Genomic DNA, 20,490 nt, shown 5'->3' on the forward strand with positions numbered 1-20,490 from the left:
ACTGGAAGTTGGTTTTTAGGATTTAAACGGTCCTGAAGTACTTATTTCACGCTATTCTTGGGCGATGGAGAAGGTTTTGGTGGTCTACGGAACTCGTCCCGAGGCGATCAAGATGGCGCCGGTCGTCACCGCCCTGCAGAGATCGGAAGTACTCGAACCCGTTGTCGCAGTGACCGGCCAGCACCGCGAGATGCTGGACCAGGTCAACACCCTGTTCGGTATCGAACCGAGCCACGACCTCGACATCCTCACCCAACGGCAAGGGCTCGAGGCCATCACGGCCAAGGCCCTCGGCGGGGTGTCGGATGTGATCGCGCGGGAGAAACCCGGTGCGGTTCTCGTCCAAGGAGATACGACGACCTGCTTCGCCGCGGCCCTCGCGGCGTTCTACTGCCAGGTGCCGCTCGTGCACCTCGAGGCCGGACTCCGGACGGGGGATCGCTACAACCCCTTCCCCGAGGAACTCAACCGACGCCTGACCTCGCAACTGGCGTCGCTGCACCTGGCGCCCACCCCCACCTCCCGCGCCAATCTCCTGGCGGACGGGATCGATCCCGGCGATATCGTCGTCACCGGAAATACGGTGATCGACGCGCTCTACACCGTGACCTCGCAGCAACCCTCGCTCGACAATCCGGATCTCGCTCCGCTGCTGGATCGTCCGATGGTTCTCATCACGGCGCATCGGCGCGAGTCCTGGGGCGAACCGATGGCGTGCTCGGCGCGGGCCATCGCCCGTCTGGCCCGCGCGTTCCCGCACATGGCCTTCCTGTTGCCGGCACATCTCAATCCGATCGTGCGGGAGGTCCTCCTCCCGCCCCTCGCCGGCCTGGACAACGTGGTGGTGACGAATCCGCTGTCCTACAGCGACTTCGCGCTCGCGATGGCGGCGTCGACGATCGTGCTGACCGACAGCGGCGGTGTGCAGGAAGAGGCACCGAGTCTCGGCAAGCCCGTCCTGGTGATGCGGGAGACCACCGAGCGGCCCGAAGCCGTCACGGCGGGAACCGTCCGGTTGGTGGGGACGGACGAGGAGCTCATCGTCGATTGGGTCACCCGGCTACTCACCCGGCCCGCGGCGTACGACGAGATGGCCCGCGCAGTCAATCCGTACGGCGACGGGAGCGCCGCCCAGCGTTCGGTGGCGGCGATCGAGCACTTCTTCGGCCTCGGACCCCGCCCCTCGGAGTTCGCGCCCGTCGAGGCGGTCGGCTCCTACTGACGAATCCGGATACCGCACAGTCCGAAAGGAATTTCGCCCGAAAGGAATACGGCCGGTAGGTGTGAGAACACCTACCGGCCGTATTCTCGTGGGTGCCGGATTCTCGTGGGTTCAGCGCCACACCCCGCGGGTGTCGTAGACGACCTTGCCCGCCAGGAGACTGCGCGACAGCGACCGGAACTGGTCGTGGTCCACGAGTTCGACGACGATGTCCGCCGCGGCGATGGCGTCCCGGCACCGCGCGGTACGCACGCTTTCGTAGCCGACGAGGGTATCGGGCACCTCGTGCACGAACGGATCGGCGAGCAGGAGTTCGACGTCGGGCAACGCCTTGGCGATGAGCTCGACGACGTGCAGGGCCGGACTCTCCCGGATGTCGTCGACGTTGGCCTTGAACGTCAGCCCCAGACACGCGACCGTCGGATTCTTGAAACGCGAACAGGTTTCGATGACCTGCTGGGCCACGTAGTTCGGTTTGGAATCGTTGATCTCGCGTGCGGTGCGGATCAGCTTCGCCGAACCCGGCGAGGCACCGACGATGAACCACGGATCGACCGCGATGCAGTGCCCGCCGACACCGGGGCCGGGACTGAGGATGTTCACCCGGGGATGGCGATTCGCCAGCCGGATGACCTCCCAGACATCCAGTTCGAGTTCGTCCGAGACGTACGACAACTCGTTGGCGAAGGCGATGTTGATGTCGCGGTAGGCATTCTCGACGAGCTTCGCCATCTCGGCACTCGCGGCGTCGGTCAGGCAGATCTCGCCCTGGCAGAAGACGCGATAGATCGAGGCGGCGCGCTGAGCGCACAGCGGCGTGATCCCGCCGACCACCCGGTCGTTCGTGATCATCTCGATCATGATGCGTCCCGGGAGCACCCGTTCGGGGCAGTGGGCGATGTGGATGTCCGGCAGACCCTCGTCGGTGTGGGGGAGACGGAGATCCGGCCGCAGTTCGGACAACCACCGGCTGACGCTCTCGGTGGTGCCGGGTGGTGACGTCGATTCGAGCACCACGATCTCCCCGCCGCGCAACTGTGGGGCGATCTGTTCGGTCGCCCGCCGCACGTACGACAGGTCGGCGGTGTGGTCGGCGTTGAACGGTGTCGGCACGGCGATGATGTACGCGTCGGCGAGGGGAACGGTGTCGGTCGCGCTCAACGTCCCCATGGCCACGGCGCCGGCCAGGCTCACCGCGAGATCGGGTTCGGCGAACGGCACCTCGCCCCGCGAGACGGCCGACACGATACGGGGATCGATGTCCACACCGATGACGTCGACGTCGCGGGTCGCGAGGACGACGGCCGTCGGCAGGCCGATGTAGCCGAGTCCGACGACGGCGACGGTGCCGCTGAATGTGTCAGCCATGATGCTTCCTCGGGGTCGGGAGTTTCTCGGGACGCGGATAGGGCGGGGTGGTGCGGAAACGCTCGCGGGCGAGCAGGATCAGGAAGGCGGTGTTGGTGGTGAGATAGCGCCGCCACATCCGGCGCGGTTCCTGTAGGAGGCGGTAGGCCCACTCCATGCCGGCGCGTTGCCACCGCTCGGGTGCGCGCTTGGTGATCCCGGCGAGAACGTCGAACGAGCCACCCACACCGTGACGGATCGGGACGTCCAACACGTCCTCCCAGCGCCGCAGGAAGTTCTCCTTGCGAGGAGAGGGCATGCCGAGGAACAGCATGTCCGCCCGGGATTCGCGGATGGCCCGGGCGATCGCCACCTCCTCCGATTCGTCGAAGTAACCGTGGTGGGCGCCGGCGATCCGGAGTCCGGGGTACTTCGTGGTGAGGACGTCGACGAGGGCGTCGAGCACCGACTGCTCCGCGCCGAGCAGATAGACGGAGCGGTGTTCGGCGTCGGCCGTCGCGAGGAGCGAGGTGAACAGGTCGATTCCGGCGACGCGTTCGGGTAGCGGATATCCCAGGAGGTTGCCCGCCCACACGACCGCCTGCCCGTCGGCGAGGAGTATGTCGCACTCGAGCAGGGATTCGCGCAGGGCCGTGTCCTTGCGGAGACGAACGGTCTTCGCGGCGTTGACGACTCCGACGGTCATCGGTTCTCGGCGTTCGAGGGCGTCGCGGCATCGCGCCACGGCCTCGTCCATCGTGACGGCGTCGAGCGGCATCCCGAACAGGGTCGTCGCCGTGGGGACGTCGGTGGTGGGGTTCGCGGTCATCGGGTTCCTCCGAATTCGTTGCGCGGCAGCCACGCGTAGAGCATCCAGCCGAGTTCGTACGGGCGGCATTCGTAGTCCACGACTCCGGCGGGAAGGAGCCGATCGAGTCCCGGCAGTTCCGAACCCGGGCACAGCGCGGTGGTCGCGGCAGCCAGAGATCTGGCGGCCTTGCGCGGTTCGCGCCGGCCGACCTTGCGCCAGACGACGTCCTGGGACTCGCAGACGAGATCGGCCAGCGTCTCGGGATGGCTCTGCAGCCAGTCGATCCCGAGTTCGATCGCGGCGGTGTGGTCGTCACCGCCGGCTGCGGCAAGATCGAACAGCACCATCGGCGCCATCGCGTGCTGATGGACGCTGTAGACGGGGAAGCGCTCGACCACGCTGTGCCCACGCGAGTCGTAATGCCACCACCACTGGCCGGCCTCGCCCTGCAGCGCGCAGATCCGGGTGGCGCACGCGTTCGCCGCGGCGAACGCGACGTCGTCGTCTGTCGCCGCGGCCGTCCGGGCGAGTGCCTGGAGGGGATAGACCTGGTCGGCGAAGGACCCGATGTGCCGGCGCAGTCTGCTGCCCGTGCCCACGGGGATCATGTGGGGGAAGAGACCACCGGGACCCTGCGCGGCGAGGATCCGTCGCTTCAGCGTCTGCACGAGACCACCGGAATCGAATTGTGTGCGCGCGGCGAGTGCGGCGGTGAGGGCCCAGGACGCGTCGACCGTCGCCAGGGGGCTGCCGCTCTCGCACCGGCTCCGGAGTTCCTCGTAGAGCGCGGAGTCGACCGAACCGGTGATCTCGGCGCAGGCCCACACCGCGAGGGCGAGGGCGCCGGTGTCGCGGTGACCGCGGGCCCGGATCCCCGTGCGACGGGCGAGCTCCGCGGCCGTGTCTCCGTGCAGCGCGCTCCGCTGTGCGTGTTCGGGCAGCAGGTGCAGTCCGAGGGCGGCGATCGAGGTGTAGCGCGTGCTCCGCCCCTCGAGCCGGAGTTCGGTACCGAACGATGTCCTCGCGCCACGCGCGGTCTGGGGGAAGCCGTCCCCGTCGTACATCCGGGTGAGCCCGCGTACGGCGAGATCGGTCAACTGGATGACGCGTATGGCCGTCTCCGGTCGGGTGCCGGTCCGGGACGGTACAGGGTTGCTGCCGCTCTGCGGCGGTACAGGGTTGCTGCCGCTCTGCGGGGGTGCGTGATCTTTGTGCAGTCCTGCCGCAATCTTCATAGGGACTCCTTCGCGGGACGAATGCCGTGTCCGTGGAGTGGATGAAAGTCTGTGGATGTCGGAAATAAACTGATGCAAGGATAGCTACTGCGCCAGAAAAAGTCCTAGAGTTTGTTTAAGCCTTGTTGGCGGACTCCGGATGTGGTTTAGTGGGAACCACGATCGAAATCTCGGACCCATCGACATTCCTCTGCGGGGTCTTCCGTCAGCCTGGCCTCCGTCGCCGAAGACAAGGTGTTGATCATGAAAGTGCTTCTGTCTCCCGTCGTTTGCGCTCCCGGCCGCAGCACCGAGGGGGTGTGGGAGTCGTGATCGAGCTGATGCCGCGCAACGTCCGCGAGGTCGCGCTGTTCGGCGCCCACTGCGACGACATCGCCATGGGGGTCGGCGGAACACTGCTGACCCTGTCGGCGGCGTGCCCGAACCTGCGGGTGCGTGCCTTCGTCCTCTCCGGCGGCGACACCCCGCGCGAGATCGAGGAGAACCACGCGCTGCGGGCCATGTGCCCCGGAGCGGACGTGATGGTCCGCGTACTGGACATCCCGGACGGGCGTGCCCCGGGGTACTGGGAGGGAATCAAGATTGCACTCCAGTCCTTCCGCTACCACACCGAACCCGACGTGGTGTTCGCTCCGCAGCGCGCCGACGCGCATCAGGACCATCGGTTGCTCGCCGAGATGGTGCCGACGGTCTTCCGCGACCACCTGGTCCTGGGCTACGAGATCCTCAAATGGGAGGCGGACACGCCGGCCACCGCCGTGTACCACCCGCTCACCAGGGATGTCGCGGCGGAGAAGGCGCGTGTGCTGCTCAAGCACTATCCGTCGCAGACCGATCACGACTGGTTCGACGAGGAGTCGTTCCTGGGCCTGTCCCGTCTCCGCGGGGTGCAGTGCCGGTACCCGCACGCCGAGGCGTTCGTCCTGGAGAAGGCGGTCGTCCGGTTCGGCGGGCAGGGCGCCTGAGCATTCACCACAACACGTCGGCCGGGTTCTCCGAGGAGGTGAGCCCGGCCAACAGGTCCTTCCAGCTGCCGGCAGCGGCGTCACGTGCGCTGATCGTCGTCACCGGCAGTGGCCAGACGATGCCGAGATCCGCATCGTCGTGTGCCACCGCGAGATCCTCACGCGGATCGTGCGGGCGGTCGATGCGGTAACAGACGTCGGTGACGTCGGCCAGCGCCTGGAAACCGTGCAGGAATCCCGGCGGGACGAACAGGTGGGCGAACTCGACGTCGTCGAGCAGGAATGCCTGTGAGCGGCCGAAAGTGGGCGATCCGGGACGGATGTCGACCAGCACGTCGTGGATCGCTCCATGTGCACAGCGCACCAGTTTCGCCTCCCCGTCCCCGGAGCGACCGTGCATGCCACGTACGACGCCCCGGACCGAGCGGGACTGCGAGTCCTGCACGAAGTCGCATGCCCGGACGGCCGGCGAATCCGGACGGCTCCGGAGGTAGGCGTCGAATTCGGTCGCGTCGAAGGTGCGGGTGAACAGGCCTCGATCGTCACGGAACGGTTCGGGGTGGAGAACGAGAACACCGGCCAGGTCGGTGGTGTCGATACGCATCGCAGGTCTCCCTCGTGTCTACGGGATGGGAAGGTGCGTCAGACCGGCGCGTTCAGACGGACGGCCACCCGCCCGGCCGCGCTCGTCAGTCGTTGTTTCGCCGGGTACAACAGCCGGACCGGGCCGGGAGCCACCGTGACGGACGCGAGCGCAACCGCGGCACGCAGGGAACGCCGGTGGGTGAAGGCGTCACGGGCCGCGATCCGGGCGGCGGGCAGATCGTTGCGGAGGAAGGCGGACCGGGCCCGACGCAGTGCCTGGTCGTAGCGGAGCCGACGCACCGTCTCGTCCAGGGCCTCCTGCTCCTCCGGGGTCGTCGCCAACGCCGCGCCCGCCTGGAACGACCGGATCAGCTGCCGTTCGAAGGTCGAGACGGTGGCCTCGTCCCGCGAATCCGAGTCGCCGCGCAAGCGGTACCGGGCGAGCCGGTCGGGCAGCATCTGCACCTCGAAACGGTCGGCGAGGCGGAGCCAGACGATCACCGATTCGTCGACGTCCTCGATGCCCGACGCGTAGGCGTTCACCGCGGACCACGCCTCGCGGCGGATCGCCGCCGTGTAGTAGGGGACCTCGCCGCCGAGGACGTCGAGCAGGGAGAGGCGTCCGCGCCCCCGGCGGTTCCCGCCGGCCCCGATCGACCGCATGTACCCGGTGGGCAGCAGTCCCTCGGCATCGGTGAACAGGTGGGCGTCCACCGCGACGGCGTCGATCTCCGGCCGGGCGTCGAGCACGGCACCGACCCGCGTGCAGAAGCCCGGCATCAGGTGGTCGTCGCTGTCGAGGACGCACAGGTATCGCCCGCGTGCCGCCTTCGCCGCCGCGGCGATCCCGCCCGCGTAGCCGCGATTCTCCTGGCGCACCAGGATAATTCGCGGGTCGTTCAGATACCGCCCGACCACGCGGGCCATGTCGTCCGACATGCCGTTGTCGACGATCACGTGTTCCCAGTCGTCCAGTTTCTGCGCGAAGACGGATTCGATCGTCTCGGCGACGTAGTCCTCGGTGCGGTAGGCGGTGGTGAGGAAGCTGAAGGTCGGTTCCATGCTCGAACTCCTCGGAGAAACTGCGGGGATCAGGCGGGTGATCAGGAAACGGGGTCGGCGACGTCCTCGCGCCGCACGTGTCCGGGCGGGTCGCTGCTCGACAGGACGGTGTGGAGGTGGGCGCCGTCCTCGTCGTGCCACCGGACGGTGATCGCGTCGTCGCACAGGGCGACGGCGAGTCCCGACACCGCCGGTTCTCCGGCGCCGCCCGGGGTCAATGTCGTCACCAGCGCGACCGGGGTCTGCGCGTGCACGACACTGCCGACGAGCCATGCGGGGACGCGGGATTCGAGCCGGTGCGACCACCAGCCCAGATTCGTGTCGGTGTCGCCGCGGATCTCGCTGCGGATCGGTTCTCCGGAGGACGCGGCGTAGGCGAGCTGCAGGGCAGGTGCGTCCTCCCGGAGGGCGAGATGGCCGCACCCGGCGGGTCGGACGTCGAGGGAGGGATGCAGCGGCCAGGCGGTGCGGAACTCGTGGTGGCCGGCACCGGTGAACAGGTCCACCACCACCGCGGTGACACGGTCGGGCGGTGCGATGAGCCACCTGCGGTGTACGACGGGTTCGTCGAGCCGGAGGTAGCCGTCGTGCTCGGCGTCCACGAAGCCCGCTGCGGTGTCCACGGAATGCGTGTGCACCCGTGCGTGCTGCCGCCAGAGGAAGGCACCGCCGATGACGGATTGATCGAGTCCGTCCACCGAGGCGGTCGGGTGGGCTCGCGTGCCCCGATGTGCGGACCGCCAGTCGGGATGGCCGTAGTAGCTCGTCACACCCGGATGTCCGACGAGTTCGTGGCCGTCGGCACTCAGGGTGACCGCGAGTGCGTCGGCGTGGCCGTGCGCCGCGATCGACAGGTACCCGAGGGGCCCGACGTCCATGGTGATCCGGCGTCGCCCGGAGCGCAGCACCACGAGGCCGCCGTCGGGCGCGTGGAAGCTGCCGAAGGGTTCGCCACGAGGCACGTCCTCGGTGGCTTTCGTAGGGGCGTCCAGCCATCCGGCCGCCGGCGATCGAGTGCCGGCCCGTATCGCATCGGGTGTGCCGAGGACGGCCCCCACGAGACCGAGATGATCGCGGATGGTGCGCACAGGCGACGCGTCGAGGCGCAGGGCGAACCCTTCGTCGTCGTCCCCGTAGCGCGGTGCCGGGTCGTGGTCTCCGACCACCGTCGCGAGATACCGGCTACTGCGCGTGATCGCGTTCGTGAGCAGGACGGGCGCGTATCCGTCACGTCGCCGGAGCATCTCGGCGACGAGGAGCAGTAGCTCGGCGGTGAACATCTGATAGCCCACGGCCTGTTCGGCACCGCTGCCGTCGGGCAGGATCTGCCGGTCGGCCTCCGCGCACAACGCGGTGACGGCATCACGCTCCCATCGCGGAGAGGGCCGTAGATCGGGGAACAGCAGCGCCACGGTGACAAGGCCCGCGAGTTCACCGATGAGGTGATTGTTCGCCGAGCTGTACAACGAGCGTTCGGCCCAGCATCGGTGGGCGCTCTCCGCGAGCATGCACACGACGGCGCGGAAGCGGGCGACGGTGAGACGCGGACTGTGCCGCAGCCCCTGCAGCGCGACGGCCACCGAGATCGCGCGGATGCCCGCCTCGAACGCTCCGCGCCAGGCGATGCCGCGTCCGGGGGGATTGGCGGCGATCCACGAGTCCAGCTGGTCGAACGCCTCGGCGGCGTAGCGATCGTCGCCGGTCAGGAGCCAGGCCTGCGCCAGCCACGGAAGGTGCTGCAGCCGGTTCAGTTCCCAGATCCACTTCGGGTCGCCGGCCGCAGTGCGGTGATCGATGCGGTGACCGGGCAGCGCCGGCCAGTCGATCCCGCCGATGGGGTCGTGATTCCAGTCGATCTCGGGTCCGAGTGCCGCCTCCGGATAGCCGAAGTAGGCGAAGCGGTGGTCGAGAACCCGATCCGCGGCGACGAGCGTGGCGGCGGCGATCTCGGTTCCGGCGAGGCCGCCGGCCTGTTCGTGGCCGAGGAGGACGGGACGGCCCTCGGTTGCACGGAAACGGTCGAGGGTGCCGCGCCAGTCGAGGTCGGGCCCGACGAGTTGCGCGTCGGTGAACGATCGGGACGGAAGTCGTTGTCCGACCAGGCGGCGGACCCGCCATTCGATCTCGGCGGGTTCCATCGCGCGGAGCCGATGTGCGTACCAGGTGAGTCGTTGCACGGGACCTCCGTTACGAGGTGGTTGCACGGGACCTCCGTTACGAGGTGGTTGCACGGGACCTCCGTTACGAGGTGATCGACAGGGGATCGGCACGGTGCGGATCCCCACCGTAGCAAAATCAAAGTCTGTATATTGCCGCTTAATCAGACTACAGGTATGTTTAGCGCGAGCGCATCCGAACGAAGGTGGGCCCATGGCACCTCCGAAGAAACTCGTCGCCGTCCAGCACCGCGTGCGGCGTATGCATCCACTCGCCGCCCCGATGAGCCGTGAACTCCGCAGGATCGCCGCGGCGGGCCCCGACGAGATCCGTGCCTTCCAGGAAGGTCGGCTCCGCGCGATGACGCGATGGGCGGCCGTCGCCTCGCCGTTCTACCGGCAGTGGTTCCGCCGCGAGAAGGTGGACCCGCGTGAGATCCGCACCCTCGACGACCTGCGGCGCCTGCCCGTCCTCCGCCGCAACGACCTGATGGACCGTCCCGAGACGTTCCGGGCCTATCCTGCGCGCGCGATGTGGGAGGCCCATTCGAGCGGGACGTCGGGCCGGGCCGTCACCGTCTACCGGACCCCGGGCTCGTCGGTCTACGAGATGCGGGTGCTCGAGCGGCAGTGGAGTTGGTTCGGTCTGCCACGTGCCCCTCGCCGGGTGACGCTGCGCGGCAGCGACTTCGCGGCCGACTGTCCCGGACACCCGACCGAGATCGTCCCCGGCGCACGACAGCTGCTGGTGTCGAGTTACCGGCTCACCCCCGACGATCTGCCCACGATCGTGTGGGACATCCGCAGGTTCGGTCCCGACGCGATCGACGGCTGGCCGTCGAGCATCTGTCTGCTCGCGGAACTGCTGTACGAGCAGGGGGAGCGGCTCCCGGTCCGCGCCGTCCTCACGTCCTCCGAGACGATGCGGTCCGCCCAGCGCGCCCTGATCCGCGAGGTCTTCCGAGGCCCGATCGTCGATCACTACGGTCAGACGGAGCGCGTCGCGATGGCGGGCACGTGCGAGGTGGGCACGATGCACATCTTCCCCGACTACGGCATCGTCGAACTCGAACCCGTCCCCGGTGCACCGGACAGATGGGAGATCATCGGAACACCCTTGCACAACTGGGGTTTCCCGATCTTCCGTTACCGGACGGGCGATCTGGTCGGATCGGCACCGGCAGACGGGTGCGCGTGCGGCCGGGCGTTCCCCACCCTCGGAGCGCTCGACGGTCGGGTCGAGGACGCGTTCACCACCGCGGACGGCAGGCCGCTTCCGTTGCCGTCCACCGTGATCGACGACGTCACCGGTGTCCGCGAAGCGCAGATCGCGCAACTCGCACCCGGGCGGTTCGAGATCCGGATGGTTCCGGGCGTGGGCTTCGACGCCGAGCGTGTCGAGCAACAGTACAGACGCAATGTCGAGCGGTTGTTCGGCCCGGGGCAGGAACTCCGCGTGGTGACCCTGGATGCCGTGCCGCGCACCGCCTCCGGAAAACTCAAGACGGCCGTGGTGGAGGGTGGGGGAAACCGTGCCGTTCCGGCGGCCGTGGCCGAGGCCTTCGCCGGCTATCGCCTGGGTCCGGGAGAGTGAGGCGTCATCCCGTGTACAGGAGAACGGGACGCCCCCGCGGATCCGGAGGATCCCGGCACCGCTACCGATCCGGAGGATCGAAGGGCCGTACGGTGTCCCGCATCCTGCTCGTCGTGCTGGTGACGACGTCGTCGCTGTCCTGCGCGGCGCCCACCGCGCGCGACACCACCGCGGATGCGGCGTCGACAGCGATGTCCCTGCCGGGTATGCCCGCGACCGGTGAGCCGACCTTCCCGAGAACCGCCACCTACTATCTCGACCAGGATCGTCTCCCTCCGATGGAGGAGCTCGCCCGATACGATCTCGTGGTTCTCGATCACGAATGGGCGCATCGTGTTCCGGAGTCGTACTTCGACGGGCTCCGGTCGCGGAATCCGCGTGTCCGTCTGCTCGCGTACATGAACCTCGTCGACCTTCCGGGAGCGCTGGGGTCGCCGGGATACTGGGCCGATCGGTACGCCCTGTGGCAGTTCGACGGCCCGAACAGCAGCGCCTTCCCGGAGGAATGGCTCGCCACCACGGCATCGGGGGAGCCGGTCAGCGAATGGCCCCGGACGACGATGGCCAACCTCACCGACGTGGCGCCGCGGGTCGACGGCAGGATCTATGCGGAGTACGCCGCGGAGTGGGTCGCCGATCAGGTCTGGTCGACCGGGATCTGGGACGGTGTCCTTCTCGACGTCTGGGGGGATCGGATCTACTCGGCCGACGCGGATGCGTGGGACATCGACGGCGACGGTGTGGATGAACCGGATTCACAGATCTACGGCACCGACGGTCCGTGGGCGCGGGGACTCACCGTGGCGGAGCGGATCATGCGGGAGCGCATGCCCGACGCGATCATCGTCGCGAACGGCGATCGCAGCCCGGTCGACGGCCTGCTCGACGGGCGGGCCTGGGAGAGCTTCGCGGATCCGATGGTCGAGCGCGACCCGGGCATGGACCTCGACCGCTATCTCGAGACGAGTGCCGGCGGAGGACACCGATCGCCGGGAGTGTGGATGACGATCGACCGCCTGGGGACGGGCCGGAGTGTGGCCGACACCTATCGACGAGCGCGCTTCTTTCTCACGGCCACGCTCCTGGGAGACGGTTACTGGGCGCCGATGCTCCTGCACTACGGCAGTACCGCCTACTACGACGAGATGGACGGGGCGGGACTCGGCCCTGGTTATCTGGGCCTGCCCGTCTCCGAGGTCGGCCTGCAGGGCGACGCGGGACGGACCGTGCTCCGCCGGGACTTCGAGAACGGGATCGTCCTCGTGAACAGCGGGGACAATGCCGAACACGTGTACCTCGAGCGCCCCTACCGTCACCTGCAGGGGACGCAGGACCCGAGCGTCAACGACGGCAGCGTCACCGACGAGGTGGTGCTCGAACCGCTGGACGGCCTCATCCTCCTGCGGACGGACTGACCGGTCGATCTGCCCGTCAGCTCGACCGGGCCGTCAGTTCGTCGAGCAGGGCCTCGAACGACCGTGCGGTCCGGGAGATCCGGTACTCGCGTTCCGCGCGTTCGCGGCCGTTCGCGCCGAAGCGGCGGGCGAGTGACCGGTCGGCGGCCAGCACGCATAATCGTTCCGCGAGTGCTGCGGCGTCTCCGACCGGGACGAGGAAGCCGTCGGTCCCGTCGGTGACCATGTCGGGCAGGCAACCGCATTCGGTGGCCACGACCGGAAGCCCGGCGGCCATGGCTTCGATGACGGTGATGGGTGCACCTTCGTGGACGGACGACAGCGCAGACACGTCCAGTCCCGGCAGCAGTGCCCGGACGTCGCGGCGCACACCTGTGAACACGGTCCGGCCGGAGATACCGAGATCATCGGCGAGCGAACGCAGTTCGGATTCCCTCTCGCCCCCACCGATGACCAGCAGTTGCAGCTCGGGACGGGCGTGTGCGGCGAGCCTCACCGCTTCGAACAGCACCTGGTGTGCCTTCTGACGGCTCAACCGCGCGACGATACCGACGGCGAACGCGTCCGGGGACAGCCCGAGCGCTGCGCGGGCCCGGTCGCGGTCCTCCTCGGTGGGTGGCTCACCGATGTCGATCCCGTTGGTGATGACCACTTCTCGCGTGCGGGACCACGGCCGGCGGGCGACCCCCTCCTCGCGGCGCAGATAGTCTCCCTGGCGCGGTCCCAGCAGCACGAGGGCATCGGAGAGGAAGAGGGTGGACACCACCCACCGGGGAAGACACCGCTTGCCGATGCTCTTCAGATCCATGTCGTGTGCGGCAACGAGATTCGTGGGTGTCCCGGCCAGTCGCGCCGCCAGTCTACCGAGTGCCAGGGCGGCATGGTGGTGGTGTGTCACGAGCACGGCGTCGGCGCGGTCGGTACGCAGCATCCGCACGAGCCGTGTCAACCGACGCGGATCGTAGCGGCCGGATCGGGGGACGACCTCCACCTCGAATCCCGCGCGCCGATATTCCTCGGCAAGCGGGCCGGCTTCGCGCAGGCACACCAGACGGGGGCGCACGACCGACGGATCGAGGTGCCGGAACACCTCGAGCATGAGGACCTCGACGCCCCCGACGAACGTCTGGTCCAGCACGAGCGTGAGGCGGACGGGATCCGTCCGATCGGCTCGCTCCGTCGGCCGTGCGGGTCGCACGATTCTGGACCGTGCGGGTCGCACGATTCCGGACCGTGCGGGTCGCACGATTCCGGCGGACCGTGCGGCTTCCACGAGGGCGGTCTGGGCGCCCTCGACACTTCGGTGGAGTGTGAACTCCGATTCCACGCGTTCCCGCGCGGCCCGCCCCATCTTGCGGGCGAGTTCGGGATCGTCGAGCAGTTCGAGCATCCCGTCGGCGAGTGCTCGTTCGTCGCGGGCAGGGACGAGTCGGCCGGTGACCCCGTCGACCAGCATCTCGGGGACACCGCCGACGGCCGTGCACACCGCGGGACGGCCGGATGCCATGGCTTCGAGCAGAGCCATGGGGAAGCACTCGATGCTGTACGACGACAGGACGACGAGATCCAGGGCGCGGAGGATGCGGGGAATGTCGCCGCGTGCACCGGTGAAGACGACGTTCGCGCGCAGACCGGCGGCGTCGGCGATCACTTCGAGGTCCTCGCGGCACGGCCCGTCGCCGATGACAAGGAAACGGGTGTCGGGCCGCACGTCGGCGACCCGCCGTGCGGCGCGGAGGAAACAGGCGTGGTCCTTTTCCGGACGCAGTGCCGCCACGATCCCGACGGTGGGAGCATCCACGGGCACGCCGAGTTCGGGCAGCACGCTGCGATCGTCGGTGGTGTCGTACAGTGACGGATCGACCCCGTTGTGCACGACGGTGATCTTCTCGGGTGGGTAGCCGAGATCGTCGGTCATGAATGCGCGCTGGGCCTCGGCCACACCGAAATAGGAATCGGTGATCGGATCGAGGCACCGGTCGATCAGTCGCCGGAGCGGGCCGCGAGGTTCGGGATCACCGCAGTGGTGAACCCACACCACGACGTGCGGAACCCGGGCGAGGAAGGCCGCAGCCCGTCCCAGCGTCTCGGCGTTGTATCCCCGCGTGATCACGATGTCGGGACGGAACCGGCGCATCTCCCGCACCAGATCGACGAGGGAACGCACCATCTGTCGTTTTGTCCTGCGCAGCGCCGTTGCGGGAATCGACGAGTCCACCAGGTCGGAGAACAGCGCGCCGGGTTCTCCGATGCAGACGGCGCACGAGGTGAAGCGCTGGGGGTCGAGTCGGGGGAGCAGGGTGGTGACGTGCCGTTCGGCGCCGCCCACACCGAGATCCGGCACGACGTACATCAGTCGCAGCGGACGGGACATCTGCCGACCTCTCTGTAGAGGGCGTCGAAACGCCGTGACACGACGTCGACGTCGAATTCCGTGCACACCCGGTGCCAGGCGCCGGCACCGAGACGGGCCCGCTCCGCGTCGTCGGTGACGACCTTCCGGAGGGCGGCGGCGAGGGCGTCGGGATCGTCGGGTGGGACGAGAATTCCCGAATCGGCGTCGACGAGATCGGGTATCCCGCCGACCGGACTGGCCACCACACACAATCCTGCCGCCATGGCTTCGAGGATCGCCATCGGCTGACCTTCGTTCCGGGACGGGAGCACGAGGATGCGGCTGTCACGGAGCAGTCCGGAAACCTTTTCCGGCGCCGCCCATCCCGCGATGGTGACGGTGTCGTCGATTCCGAGTTCGGCGACCTGCTGTGCGGCCGCGTCCACGGCGCCGTCGCCCGCAATCGTCAGGTGCGCGCCGGAGACGACTCCTTCGTGCGCGAGTCGCGCCCATGCCTCGAGCAGGACGAAGGTGCCCTTGCGTTCACCGACCTCGCCGAGGAAGAGCACGTTCACCGGTCGCCCGTCCGGCAGTTGGGAAACGGGCGTCCGGGGCCGGACGGCATTGGGCACGACGATGATCCGGGCGCGAGGTGCGATCTCCTGCAGGCGGCACGCCCACCTCTCCCCGAGTGCGATCACCGCGTCGGCCTCGGTGAGGGTCGCGCGGATGACGGCCCGGGCGGGCTTGGGGCACAGGGAGTAGAAGCGGTGGAACTCGGCACCGTGGACGTGGAGGATCACCGGGATGCGGGCAGCGCGTGCGATCCACGCCAGCGTGGCCTTCCGGACGAAGCTCCCGTACGAGGCGGTGTGGAGGTGTACGACGTCGGGTCGCCTCCGGATCACCGTGTAGGTGAACGAGACCAGCCCGACGGCGAAGGCGACGATCCGGAGGGGGATCGAACCGTTGCGATGGGTGCCGATGTGTTCGATATGCCAGTCGCTCCACAGATCGGTGCTCTGCATCGTGCGAACGAACGAGGCGACACCGCCTCGGGTCGATGTGCTGGTGGAGACCCACAGCACCCGTGGGGCATTCATGACGAGACCTCCTCCGGGGATCTCTCGGGATCCCACTTCCGCGGGACGAACCGGTCGGACCATCCGATCGCCACACCGGCGATGAGCAGTGCCATCGCATTGGTGACATCGAAATTGCGGAGTTCGGCGGTGAACCCGGTGACGAGCAGGCACAGCACGGCGAGGACGGCCGCGATCGCGAGCGGTTGCCCGGTGAGCCGGCCCGGTGGCAACCTGCGGTAGGCGCGGACGAGTTGGACGACGAGCAGCACGAGCACCGTGATCCACAACAGACCACCGACGATGCCGAGTTCGGCGAAGATCCCCAGTTCCGTGAAGTGGGCGTCGATACCGAATCCGCCCTCCCACGGGATGCTCGGTCCCCACGCCCGGTGGAAGAAGGTGTTGACGGACACGAAACGCGCGACACCCCATCCGGTGAGCGGTTCCTCGCGGATCGCCCAGAAGGCCGTCGCCATCGCATTGAGCCGGTCGTGGATCTCGCTCGTCGAACCCACCCCGCCGGCCTTCCGGTCGGCGCTGGTGAAGGTGGACCAGTTCATCGCGACGGCGACCACCATCGCCGTGGCCGTCAGGGCGAAAGCGCGGCGGAAGTCTCGGGCGCACAGCAGTCCGACGAGGACGACGATCCCGAACGCCAGCCACACCGCGCGTGTGTAGGTGAGGAAGACGCCGTAGGCGCAGGCCGCGGCGATCACGGCGGCGAGGCGCCGGAGCCAGACGGGTTCGGATTTCTGAGAAGCCAGGACGACCGTGACGATGAATCCGAAGATGAGGATCGTCCCGTTGCCGACGGGCTGATTGGTGACACCCACCGCGCGGCCCGGCCAGTGCTCATTCTCGAGCATGTAGCGCGGCCATACCAGAGCGGTCGGACCTTTGAGCTGGAAGATGCTCATCATCGCCGAGAACGCCGCGATGGCGGTGACGGTCCAGAGCATGCCTCGCACCGCACGCTCCCGATCGAAACTCAGGCGGCCCATGACGAAGACGGCGAACGGGATGACCGTGCCGATGATGATGAAGCGGGACACCGAGGTGGGTTGACTCGTCAGGGGAACCACCGCGGGGAAGCGGTGCGAGGCGAACATCGACCAGAAGTTCCACAGGACGAACAGGCCCATGAAGATCTCGAGCATGCCCAGCTGCCGGATGCGATCGGGGCGCACGGTGATCCAGAGCCCGAACGACCCCAGCGCGACCGCGAAGAGGAAGACGAACAGATCGACGGGCAGCATGGGGATCTCGGGTGTGGGGAGCCGGAAGAACATTGCGACGATCAGCACGAGCACCGCGGTGGCCGGGTGGTAGACCGCCGCGGCGATGACGGCCAGTCCCACCGCCCCGGGCAGGATCAGCGCAAGCAGTTCGCCCGGGAGGACGAATGCGGCCAGGGCCGCGGCGACGAGCAGGCCCGCGGCCGTGGCGGCCGTGGCGGCCGTGAGCGCCGCGCGTCCGAACCGGGCTCCCGACGATCGGATGCCCGGCCGGACAGCTCCTGCGGTGGTCATGGTGTCGCACCCGGCTTGCCGGACAGCAGTGTCGCGGCGTCCCGGTCGGGATGGTGGCCGTTGGACGAGATCGTCGTCGTGTCGGGGCCGAGGTTGTCGATCCGTTCGTAGCGCACCGTGGCGAGGGACTCGCCCCGCTTGTTGCGGCGGAAGAGACGGCGGACGAGCGAGCTTCCGGTGCGGGGGTCGACGAGGACCGCGCCGAGCAGTTCGGCGTCGGCGAGCAGTTCGACGGCCTCGCGGGTGGGACCTACCCGGCCCGAGCGCCGATCCAGGACGAGCACGGTCCGGTCGCTCACGACGCACGCGGAGTGGGCGAAGGGATCCTCGGTGAGCGGCGGGACCTCGACGATCACGAGGTCGGCATCGGCCCGGAGCCGTCGCAAGAGGTGGGTGAACCGTTCGCGGTCGAGCGGGGCGTCCGGGTCGTCGAGCAGATCCCGGACGAGTGCCGTGCGTACCGTGACGGCGTTGTCGGCGGCGGTGCGTTCCTGCACCGTGGCGGTGTGCATGTCGGCGTGGAGCAGGACGACGCGCTCGCCCTCACCGGCCCAGAACTCGGCGATCGCCCGTGCAACCTGGCCGGTCGCCGGTGTGCGGGTCGGCGAGACGACGGCCAGGGTCCCCGGCCGCGGTACCTGGCGGTGTCCGGCGCGGGTCGCGAGGCGGACGAAACCGAGATGTCGCGCGCGGTCCTTGCGCCGGCTTCCCCCGCGGGGGATCTCGACGAGCGGATTCACTCCCGTCCTCGTGTGCACGTCGTGGGAGGTGCCGAGGGTGGGTGAGAACAGGGCGGCGAGAACTGCGGCGACGGAGCCGAGGACGAGGCCGCCGAGGAGTCCGACCAGCACGTTGCGGGACATGCTCGGTTCCGACATCGCGATGCCGGCGTCGGGCTGCAGGATCTGGAGCTGGTTGGTCGAATCGCCCTGCAACTGCTGGATCAGCGTCTCGAGTTCGATGATCCGCTGGGTGGTGTAGGCGGGGTCCGCGCCCTCGGTGAGCAGTCTGCGCCGCTCGTCCAGCTGGCTGCGGAGTGCATCGAGAGAAGCATCCTTCTCGGCCCGCCGCACCGCGTCGACGTCCCACCGGAAGTTCGTGGCCAGGGCAAGGGCGGCGTCCTTGGCTCCCACATCGGTACCGGCCGTCGCCTCGACGAAGATCATCGAGCTCGCGGCGGCGGTGCGTGCCTCGAAGGTCGTGCCCGGCGGGAGATGGGTCGAATCCCGAAGTCGCGCTTGGTAGGCGGGATCGTTGAACAGGTCGATGTAGCCCCGCACCATGACGGCGTCCTCCTCGGGGACACGTCCCGGCGAGGAGACGATCAACACCGTCCGGCCGGTGTAACTCGGCTCGGCGGTGTAGGTGCTCACGGCCGACGCGATCACGGCCCCGAGCGTGATGAGAAGGACGAGGGGCCAGAAGTGGCGGATGCGCTGAAATTGGATCCCGACGGTCGTCGCCGTGCCGAGTGTATCGGCGTCGGTAGTGGTGCTCGTGTGTGTCATGGGGTACCCCAGGTCCTCGGGAGACGACGCTTAAAACAATCTCTGAGTCTCTTTTTACACGATAGAGCAGAGTTTCAGTTTGTTAAATCCCAATTTTGATGGACTATGGATTCGAACAGTACCCATGAGCCTGATTCTGGGTATGCTTCGCTACACCGCACCGCCGGGGACTCCCGGACCCTCCCTCATCGAGGATCGGATCATCGGATGATCGACAATCATTTCGGACTGCACTCGGACGAACCGGCAACGCGACCGGTCCGCATTCTTATCGAGAGCAGCGAGTACTGGCTTCGCAACAACGGCGACCTGGCGATGCTCGAGGTCACGATCACGCGCCTGCGTCGCAGATGGCCCGACGCGCAGATCGGCGTGCTCACCGACGTCCCGCTCCTGCTCCGCGCCTACCACCCGACGGCGAAGGGGATCACCGTCCTCTCGACCGACCCATGGGCCGAGCCGACGGTCGCCGAGGACTTCTTCGCCGCACTGGGACCGCACATCGTCGGCCCGATCGCCCTCGGCATGGTCCGCTTCCGGGTGTGGTTCCCGCAGAAGGCACGCGGACTGCGCCGGCGGCTCGAGCGGCTCGTCCGCGCGCGTCTCCCGTCCGAACAGGCGGTGGAAGCGCCCGTCTCCGCGAGTGAGGCGGCCGCTCGCCGGCCGGTGCACCCGGGCAGCGCGGCCGCCGTCGAGAAGGCCTCCCTCCTGCTCGTGCTCGGAGGCGGCTACATCACCGATTCCGATGCCGCCCAGGCCCACCGTGTCTTCACCCTCATCGAGCACGCCCGCGACCACGGTGTTCCCGTCGCCATGGTCGGCCAGGGCCTCGGACCGCTCGACGACCCCCTCCTGCAGAAACGCGCGGCCGAGGTGATGCCGCGCGTCGACTTCGTCTCCCTGCGGGAGAACCTTCGCGGCCCGGCCATCCTCGAACGGGCCGGTGTGCCGGACGATCGAATCCTCGTCACCGGCGACGACGCGATCGAACTCGCCTACACCGAATGCGACACCGGCCCCGGAACCGACCTCGGCGTGTGCCTGCGTCTCGCCGCCTACGCCCCCGTCTCGGAGATCGCCCGCGACACCGTCCGCAGGGTCGTGCAGGCCGTGGCCACCGAGTACTCCTCGACGCTGGTGCCGCTGATCATCGCGGAATACCGTTCCCAGGACCGCCGTTCGACGCTGCCCATCGTGCGCGGAGCGGACTCGGTGGCCGAACCGCCGCCCCGGTACACCTCGCCCGGACAGCTCGTCGAACAGGTGTCGAGGTGCCGCGTCCTCGTGACCGGTGCCTACCACCTCGCGGTGTTCGCGCTCTCGCGGGGAATCCCTGTGGTCGCCCTGTCATCGACTCGCTACTACGACGACAAGTTCCGCGGCCTCGAGGACATGTTCGGCGGTGGCGTCACCCTGCTGCACCTCGACGATCCCGCGCTCGGAAGCAAACTCGCAGATGCGACGCGCACCTCCTGGCAGCAGGCGGACGAGGTCCGCGGTCGTCTGCGTGCCCGTGCCCGGGAGCAGATCCGCCTGGGACACGTGGCCTTCGAACACGTGTTCGCGCTCGCCGAACGGGCGCGGGTCGAGAACCACTGAGACCACTGGGATCACCGAGCAGTACAGGCCGGAAGGATGTCG

At 68.4% G+C, this 20,490-nt stretch carries 15 protein-coding genes; 5 read left to right on the top strand and 10 right to left on the bottom strand.

Going from position 1 to position 20,490, the window contains the following annotated elements; all coding sequences use genetic code 11:
- Positions 1-64 precede the first annotated feature (64 nt).
- Positions 65-1,222: a non-hydrolyzing UDP-N-acetylglucosamine 2-epimerase gene (gene wecB / locus K3M35_RS10155; RefSeq protein WP_064060555.1), complete on the top strand. Its 1,158-nt coding sequence runs from the start codon at positions 65-67 to the stop codon at positions 1,220-1,222.
- A gap of 111 nt (positions 1,223-1,333) precedes the next feature.
- On the opposite strand, the gene wecC is transcribed toward wecB, so the two are convergent.
- From wecC to K3M35_RS10170, 3 genes are read right to left on the bottom strand one after another with little or no spacing between them, the layout of a single operon-like run.
- Complete coding sequence (gene wecC, locus K3M35_RS10160) at positions 1,334-2,590, bottom strand: UDP-N-acetyl-D-mannosamine dehydrogenase (protein WP_220666358.1); 1,257 nt, start codon at positions 2,588-2,590, stop codon at positions 1,334-1,336.
- Positions 2,583-3,398: a WecB/TagA/CpsF family glycosyltransferase gene (locus tag K3M35_RS10165; protein ID WP_064060553.1), complete on the bottom strand. Its 816-nt coding sequence runs from the start codon at positions 3,396-3,398 to the stop codon at positions 2,583-2,585. The genes wecC and K3M35_RS10165 overlap by 8 nt, the downstream gene beginning before the upstream one ends.
- Positions 3,395-4,615, bottom strand: a complete 1,221-nt coding sequence (locus K3M35_RS10170; protein ID WP_220666359.1) for a hypothetical protein — start codon at positions 4,613-4,615, stop codon at positions 3,395-3,397. Before K3M35_RS10170 ends, K3M35_RS10165 begins: the two co-directional genes overlap by 4 nt.
- Positions 4,616-4,935: 320 nt before the next feature.
- On the opposite strand from K3M35_RS10170, the gene K3M35_RS10175 reads away from it, so the two are divergent.
- Positions 4,936-5,580 (top strand): PIG-L deacetylase family protein, encoded by a 645-nt coding sequence (locus K3M35_RS10175; protein ID WP_081263402.1) that lies wholly within the window; start codon positions 4,936-4,938, stop codon positions 5,578-5,580.
- A 4-nt stretch (positions 5,581-5,584) separates the two neighbouring features.
- Here the strand turns inward: K3M35_RS10175 and K3M35_RS10180 are convergent, their stop codons facing one another.
- From K3M35_RS10180 to K3M35_RS10190, 3 genes are read right to left on the bottom strand one after another with little or no spacing between them, the layout of a single operon-like run.
- Positions 5,585-6,184, bottom strand: coding sequence for a dTDP-4-dehydrorhamnose 3,5-epimerase family protein (locus K3M35_RS10180; RefSeq protein WP_094979606.1), 600 nt, complete (start codon positions 6,182-6,184; stop codon positions 5,585-5,587).
- A gap of 38 nt (positions 6,185-6,222) precedes the next feature.
- Positions 6,223-7,227, bottom strand: coding sequence for a glycosyltransferase family A protein (locus K3M35_RS10185; RefSeq protein ID WP_064060550.1), 1,005 nt, complete (start codon positions 7,225-7,227; stop codon positions 6,223-6,225).
- A 41-nt stretch (positions 7,228-7,268) separates the two neighbouring features.
- Positions 7,269-9,404: an alginate lyase family protein gene (locus K3M35_RS10190; protein ID WP_308257068.1), complete on the bottom strand. Its 2,136-nt coding sequence runs from the start codon at positions 9,402-9,404 to the stop codon at positions 7,269-7,271.
- Positions 9,405-9,597: 193 nt separating this feature from the next.
- Between K3M35_RS10190 and K3M35_RS10195 the strand changes: the two genes are divergently transcribed.
- Positions 9,598-10,977, top strand: a complete 1,380-nt coding sequence (locus K3M35_RS10195) for a phenylacetate--CoA ligase family protein (RefSeq protein WP_183079172.1) — start codon at positions 9,598-9,600, stop codon at positions 10,975-10,977.
- 92 nt (positions 10,978-11,069) lie between these two features.
- Positions 11,070-12,392, top strand: a complete 1,323-nt coding sequence (locus K3M35_RS10200; protein WP_094979604.1) for a putative glycoside hydrolase — start codon at positions 11,070-11,072, stop codon at positions 12,390-12,392.
- 16 nt (positions 12,393-12,408) lie between these two features.
- On the opposite strand, the gene K3M35_RS10205 is transcribed toward K3M35_RS10200, so the two are convergent.
- The 4 genes from K3M35_RS10205 to K3M35_RS10220 are packed head-to-tail and all read right to left on the bottom strand — an operon-like array spanning position 12,409 to position 18,849.
- Positions 12,409-14,766, bottom strand: a complete 2,358-nt coding sequence (locus K3M35_RS10205; protein WP_259443807.1) for a glycosyltransferase — start codon at positions 14,764-14,766, stop codon at positions 12,409-12,411.
- Entirely contained in the window at positions 14,745-15,830 is a 1,086-nt protein-coding gene (locus K3M35_RS10210) for a glycosyltransferase family 4 protein (protein ID WP_220666360.1), read from the bottom strand. Before K3M35_RS10210 ends, K3M35_RS10205 begins: the two co-directional genes overlap by 22 nt.
- Positions 15,827-17,341 carry an O-antigen ligase gene (locus K3M35_RS10215; RefSeq protein WP_220666361.1) on the bottom strand — a complete coding sequence of 505 codons (1,515 nt, stop codon included), beginning with the start codon at positions 17,339-17,341 and terminating at the stop codon, positions 15,827-15,829. Before K3M35_RS10215 ends, K3M35_RS10210 begins: the two co-directional genes overlap by 4 nt.
- Positions 17,338-18,849, bottom strand: coding sequence for a hypothetical protein (locus K3M35_RS10220; protein WP_220666362.1), 1,512 nt, complete (start codon positions 18,847-18,849; stop codon positions 17,338-17,340). Before K3M35_RS10220 ends, K3M35_RS10215 begins: the two co-directional genes overlap by 4 nt.
- 207 nt (positions 18,850-19,056) lie before the next feature.
- Between K3M35_RS10220 and K3M35_RS10225 the strand changes: the two genes are divergently transcribed.
- Positions 19,057-20,448 (top strand): polysaccharide pyruvyl transferase family protein, encoded by a 1,392-nt coding sequence (locus K3M35_RS10225; RefSeq protein ID WP_094979600.1) that lies wholly within the window; start codon positions 19,057-19,059, stop codon positions 20,446-20,448.
- The last annotated feature ends 42 nt before the right edge of the window (positions 20,449-20,490 follow it).

Origin of the sequence: Rhodococcus sp. DMU2021, from assembly GCF_019641445.1 — a bacterium.
Taxonomy (GTDB): domain Bacteria; phylum Actinomycetota; class Actinomycetes; order Mycobacteriales; family Mycobacteriaceae; genus Rhodococcus; species Rhodococcus pyridinivorans.

Excerpts from the sequence above, each read along its gene's own strand:
- K3M35_RS10175 (WP_081263402.1), top strand. The coding sequence starts at position 4,936 with ATGCCGCGCAACGTCCGCGAGGTCGCGCTGTTCGGCGCCCACTGCGAC.
- K3M35_RS10185 (WP_064060550.1), bottom strand. The coding sequence starts at position 7,227 with ATGGAACCGACCTTCAGCTTCCTCACCACCGCCTACCGCACCGAGGAC.
- K3M35_RS10180 (WP_094979606.1), bottom strand. The coding sequence starts at position 6,184 with ATGCGTATCGACACCACCGACCTGGCCGGTGTTCTCGTTCTCCACCCC.
- K3M35_RS10165 (WP_064060553.1), bottom strand. The coding sequence starts at position 3,398 with ATGACCGCGAACCCCACCACCGACGTCCCCACGGCGACGACCCTGTTC.
- K3M35_RS10215 (WP_220666361.1), bottom strand. The coding sequence starts at position 17,341 with ATGACCACCGCAGGAGCTGTCCGGCCGGGCATCCGATCGTCGGGAGCC.
- K3M35_RS10170 (WP_220666359.1), bottom strand. The coding sequence starts at position 4,615 with ATGAAGATTGCGGCAGGACTGCACAAAGATCACGCACCCCCGCAGAGC.
- K3M35_RS10210 (WP_220666360.1), bottom strand. The coding sequence starts at position 15,830 with ATGAATGCCCCACGGGTGCTGTGGGTCTCCACCAGCACATCGACCCGA.
- wecB (WP_064060555.1), top strand. The coding sequence starts at position 65 with ATGGAGAAGGTTTTGGTGGTCTACGGAACTCGTCCCGAGGCGATCAAG.
- K3M35_RS10195 (WP_183079172.1), top strand. The coding sequence starts at position 9,598 with ATGGCACCTCCGAAGAAACTCGTCGCCGTCCAGCACCGCGTGCGGCGT.
- K3M35_RS10205 (WP_259443807.1), bottom strand. The coding sequence starts at position 14,766 with ATGTCCCGTCCGCTGCGACTGATGTACGTCGTGCCGGATCTCGGTGTG.
- wecC (WP_220666358.1), bottom strand. The coding sequence starts at position 2,590 with ATGGCTGACACATTCAGCGGCACCGTCGCCGTCGTCGGACTCGGCTAC.
- K3M35_RS10220 (WP_220666362.1), bottom strand. The coding sequence starts at position 18,849 with ATGACACACACGAGCACCACTACCGACGCCGATACACTCGGCACGGCG.
- K3M35_RS10225 (WP_094979600.1), top strand. The coding sequence starts at position 19,057 with ATGATCGACAATCATTTCGGACTGCACTCGGACGAACCGGCAACGCGA.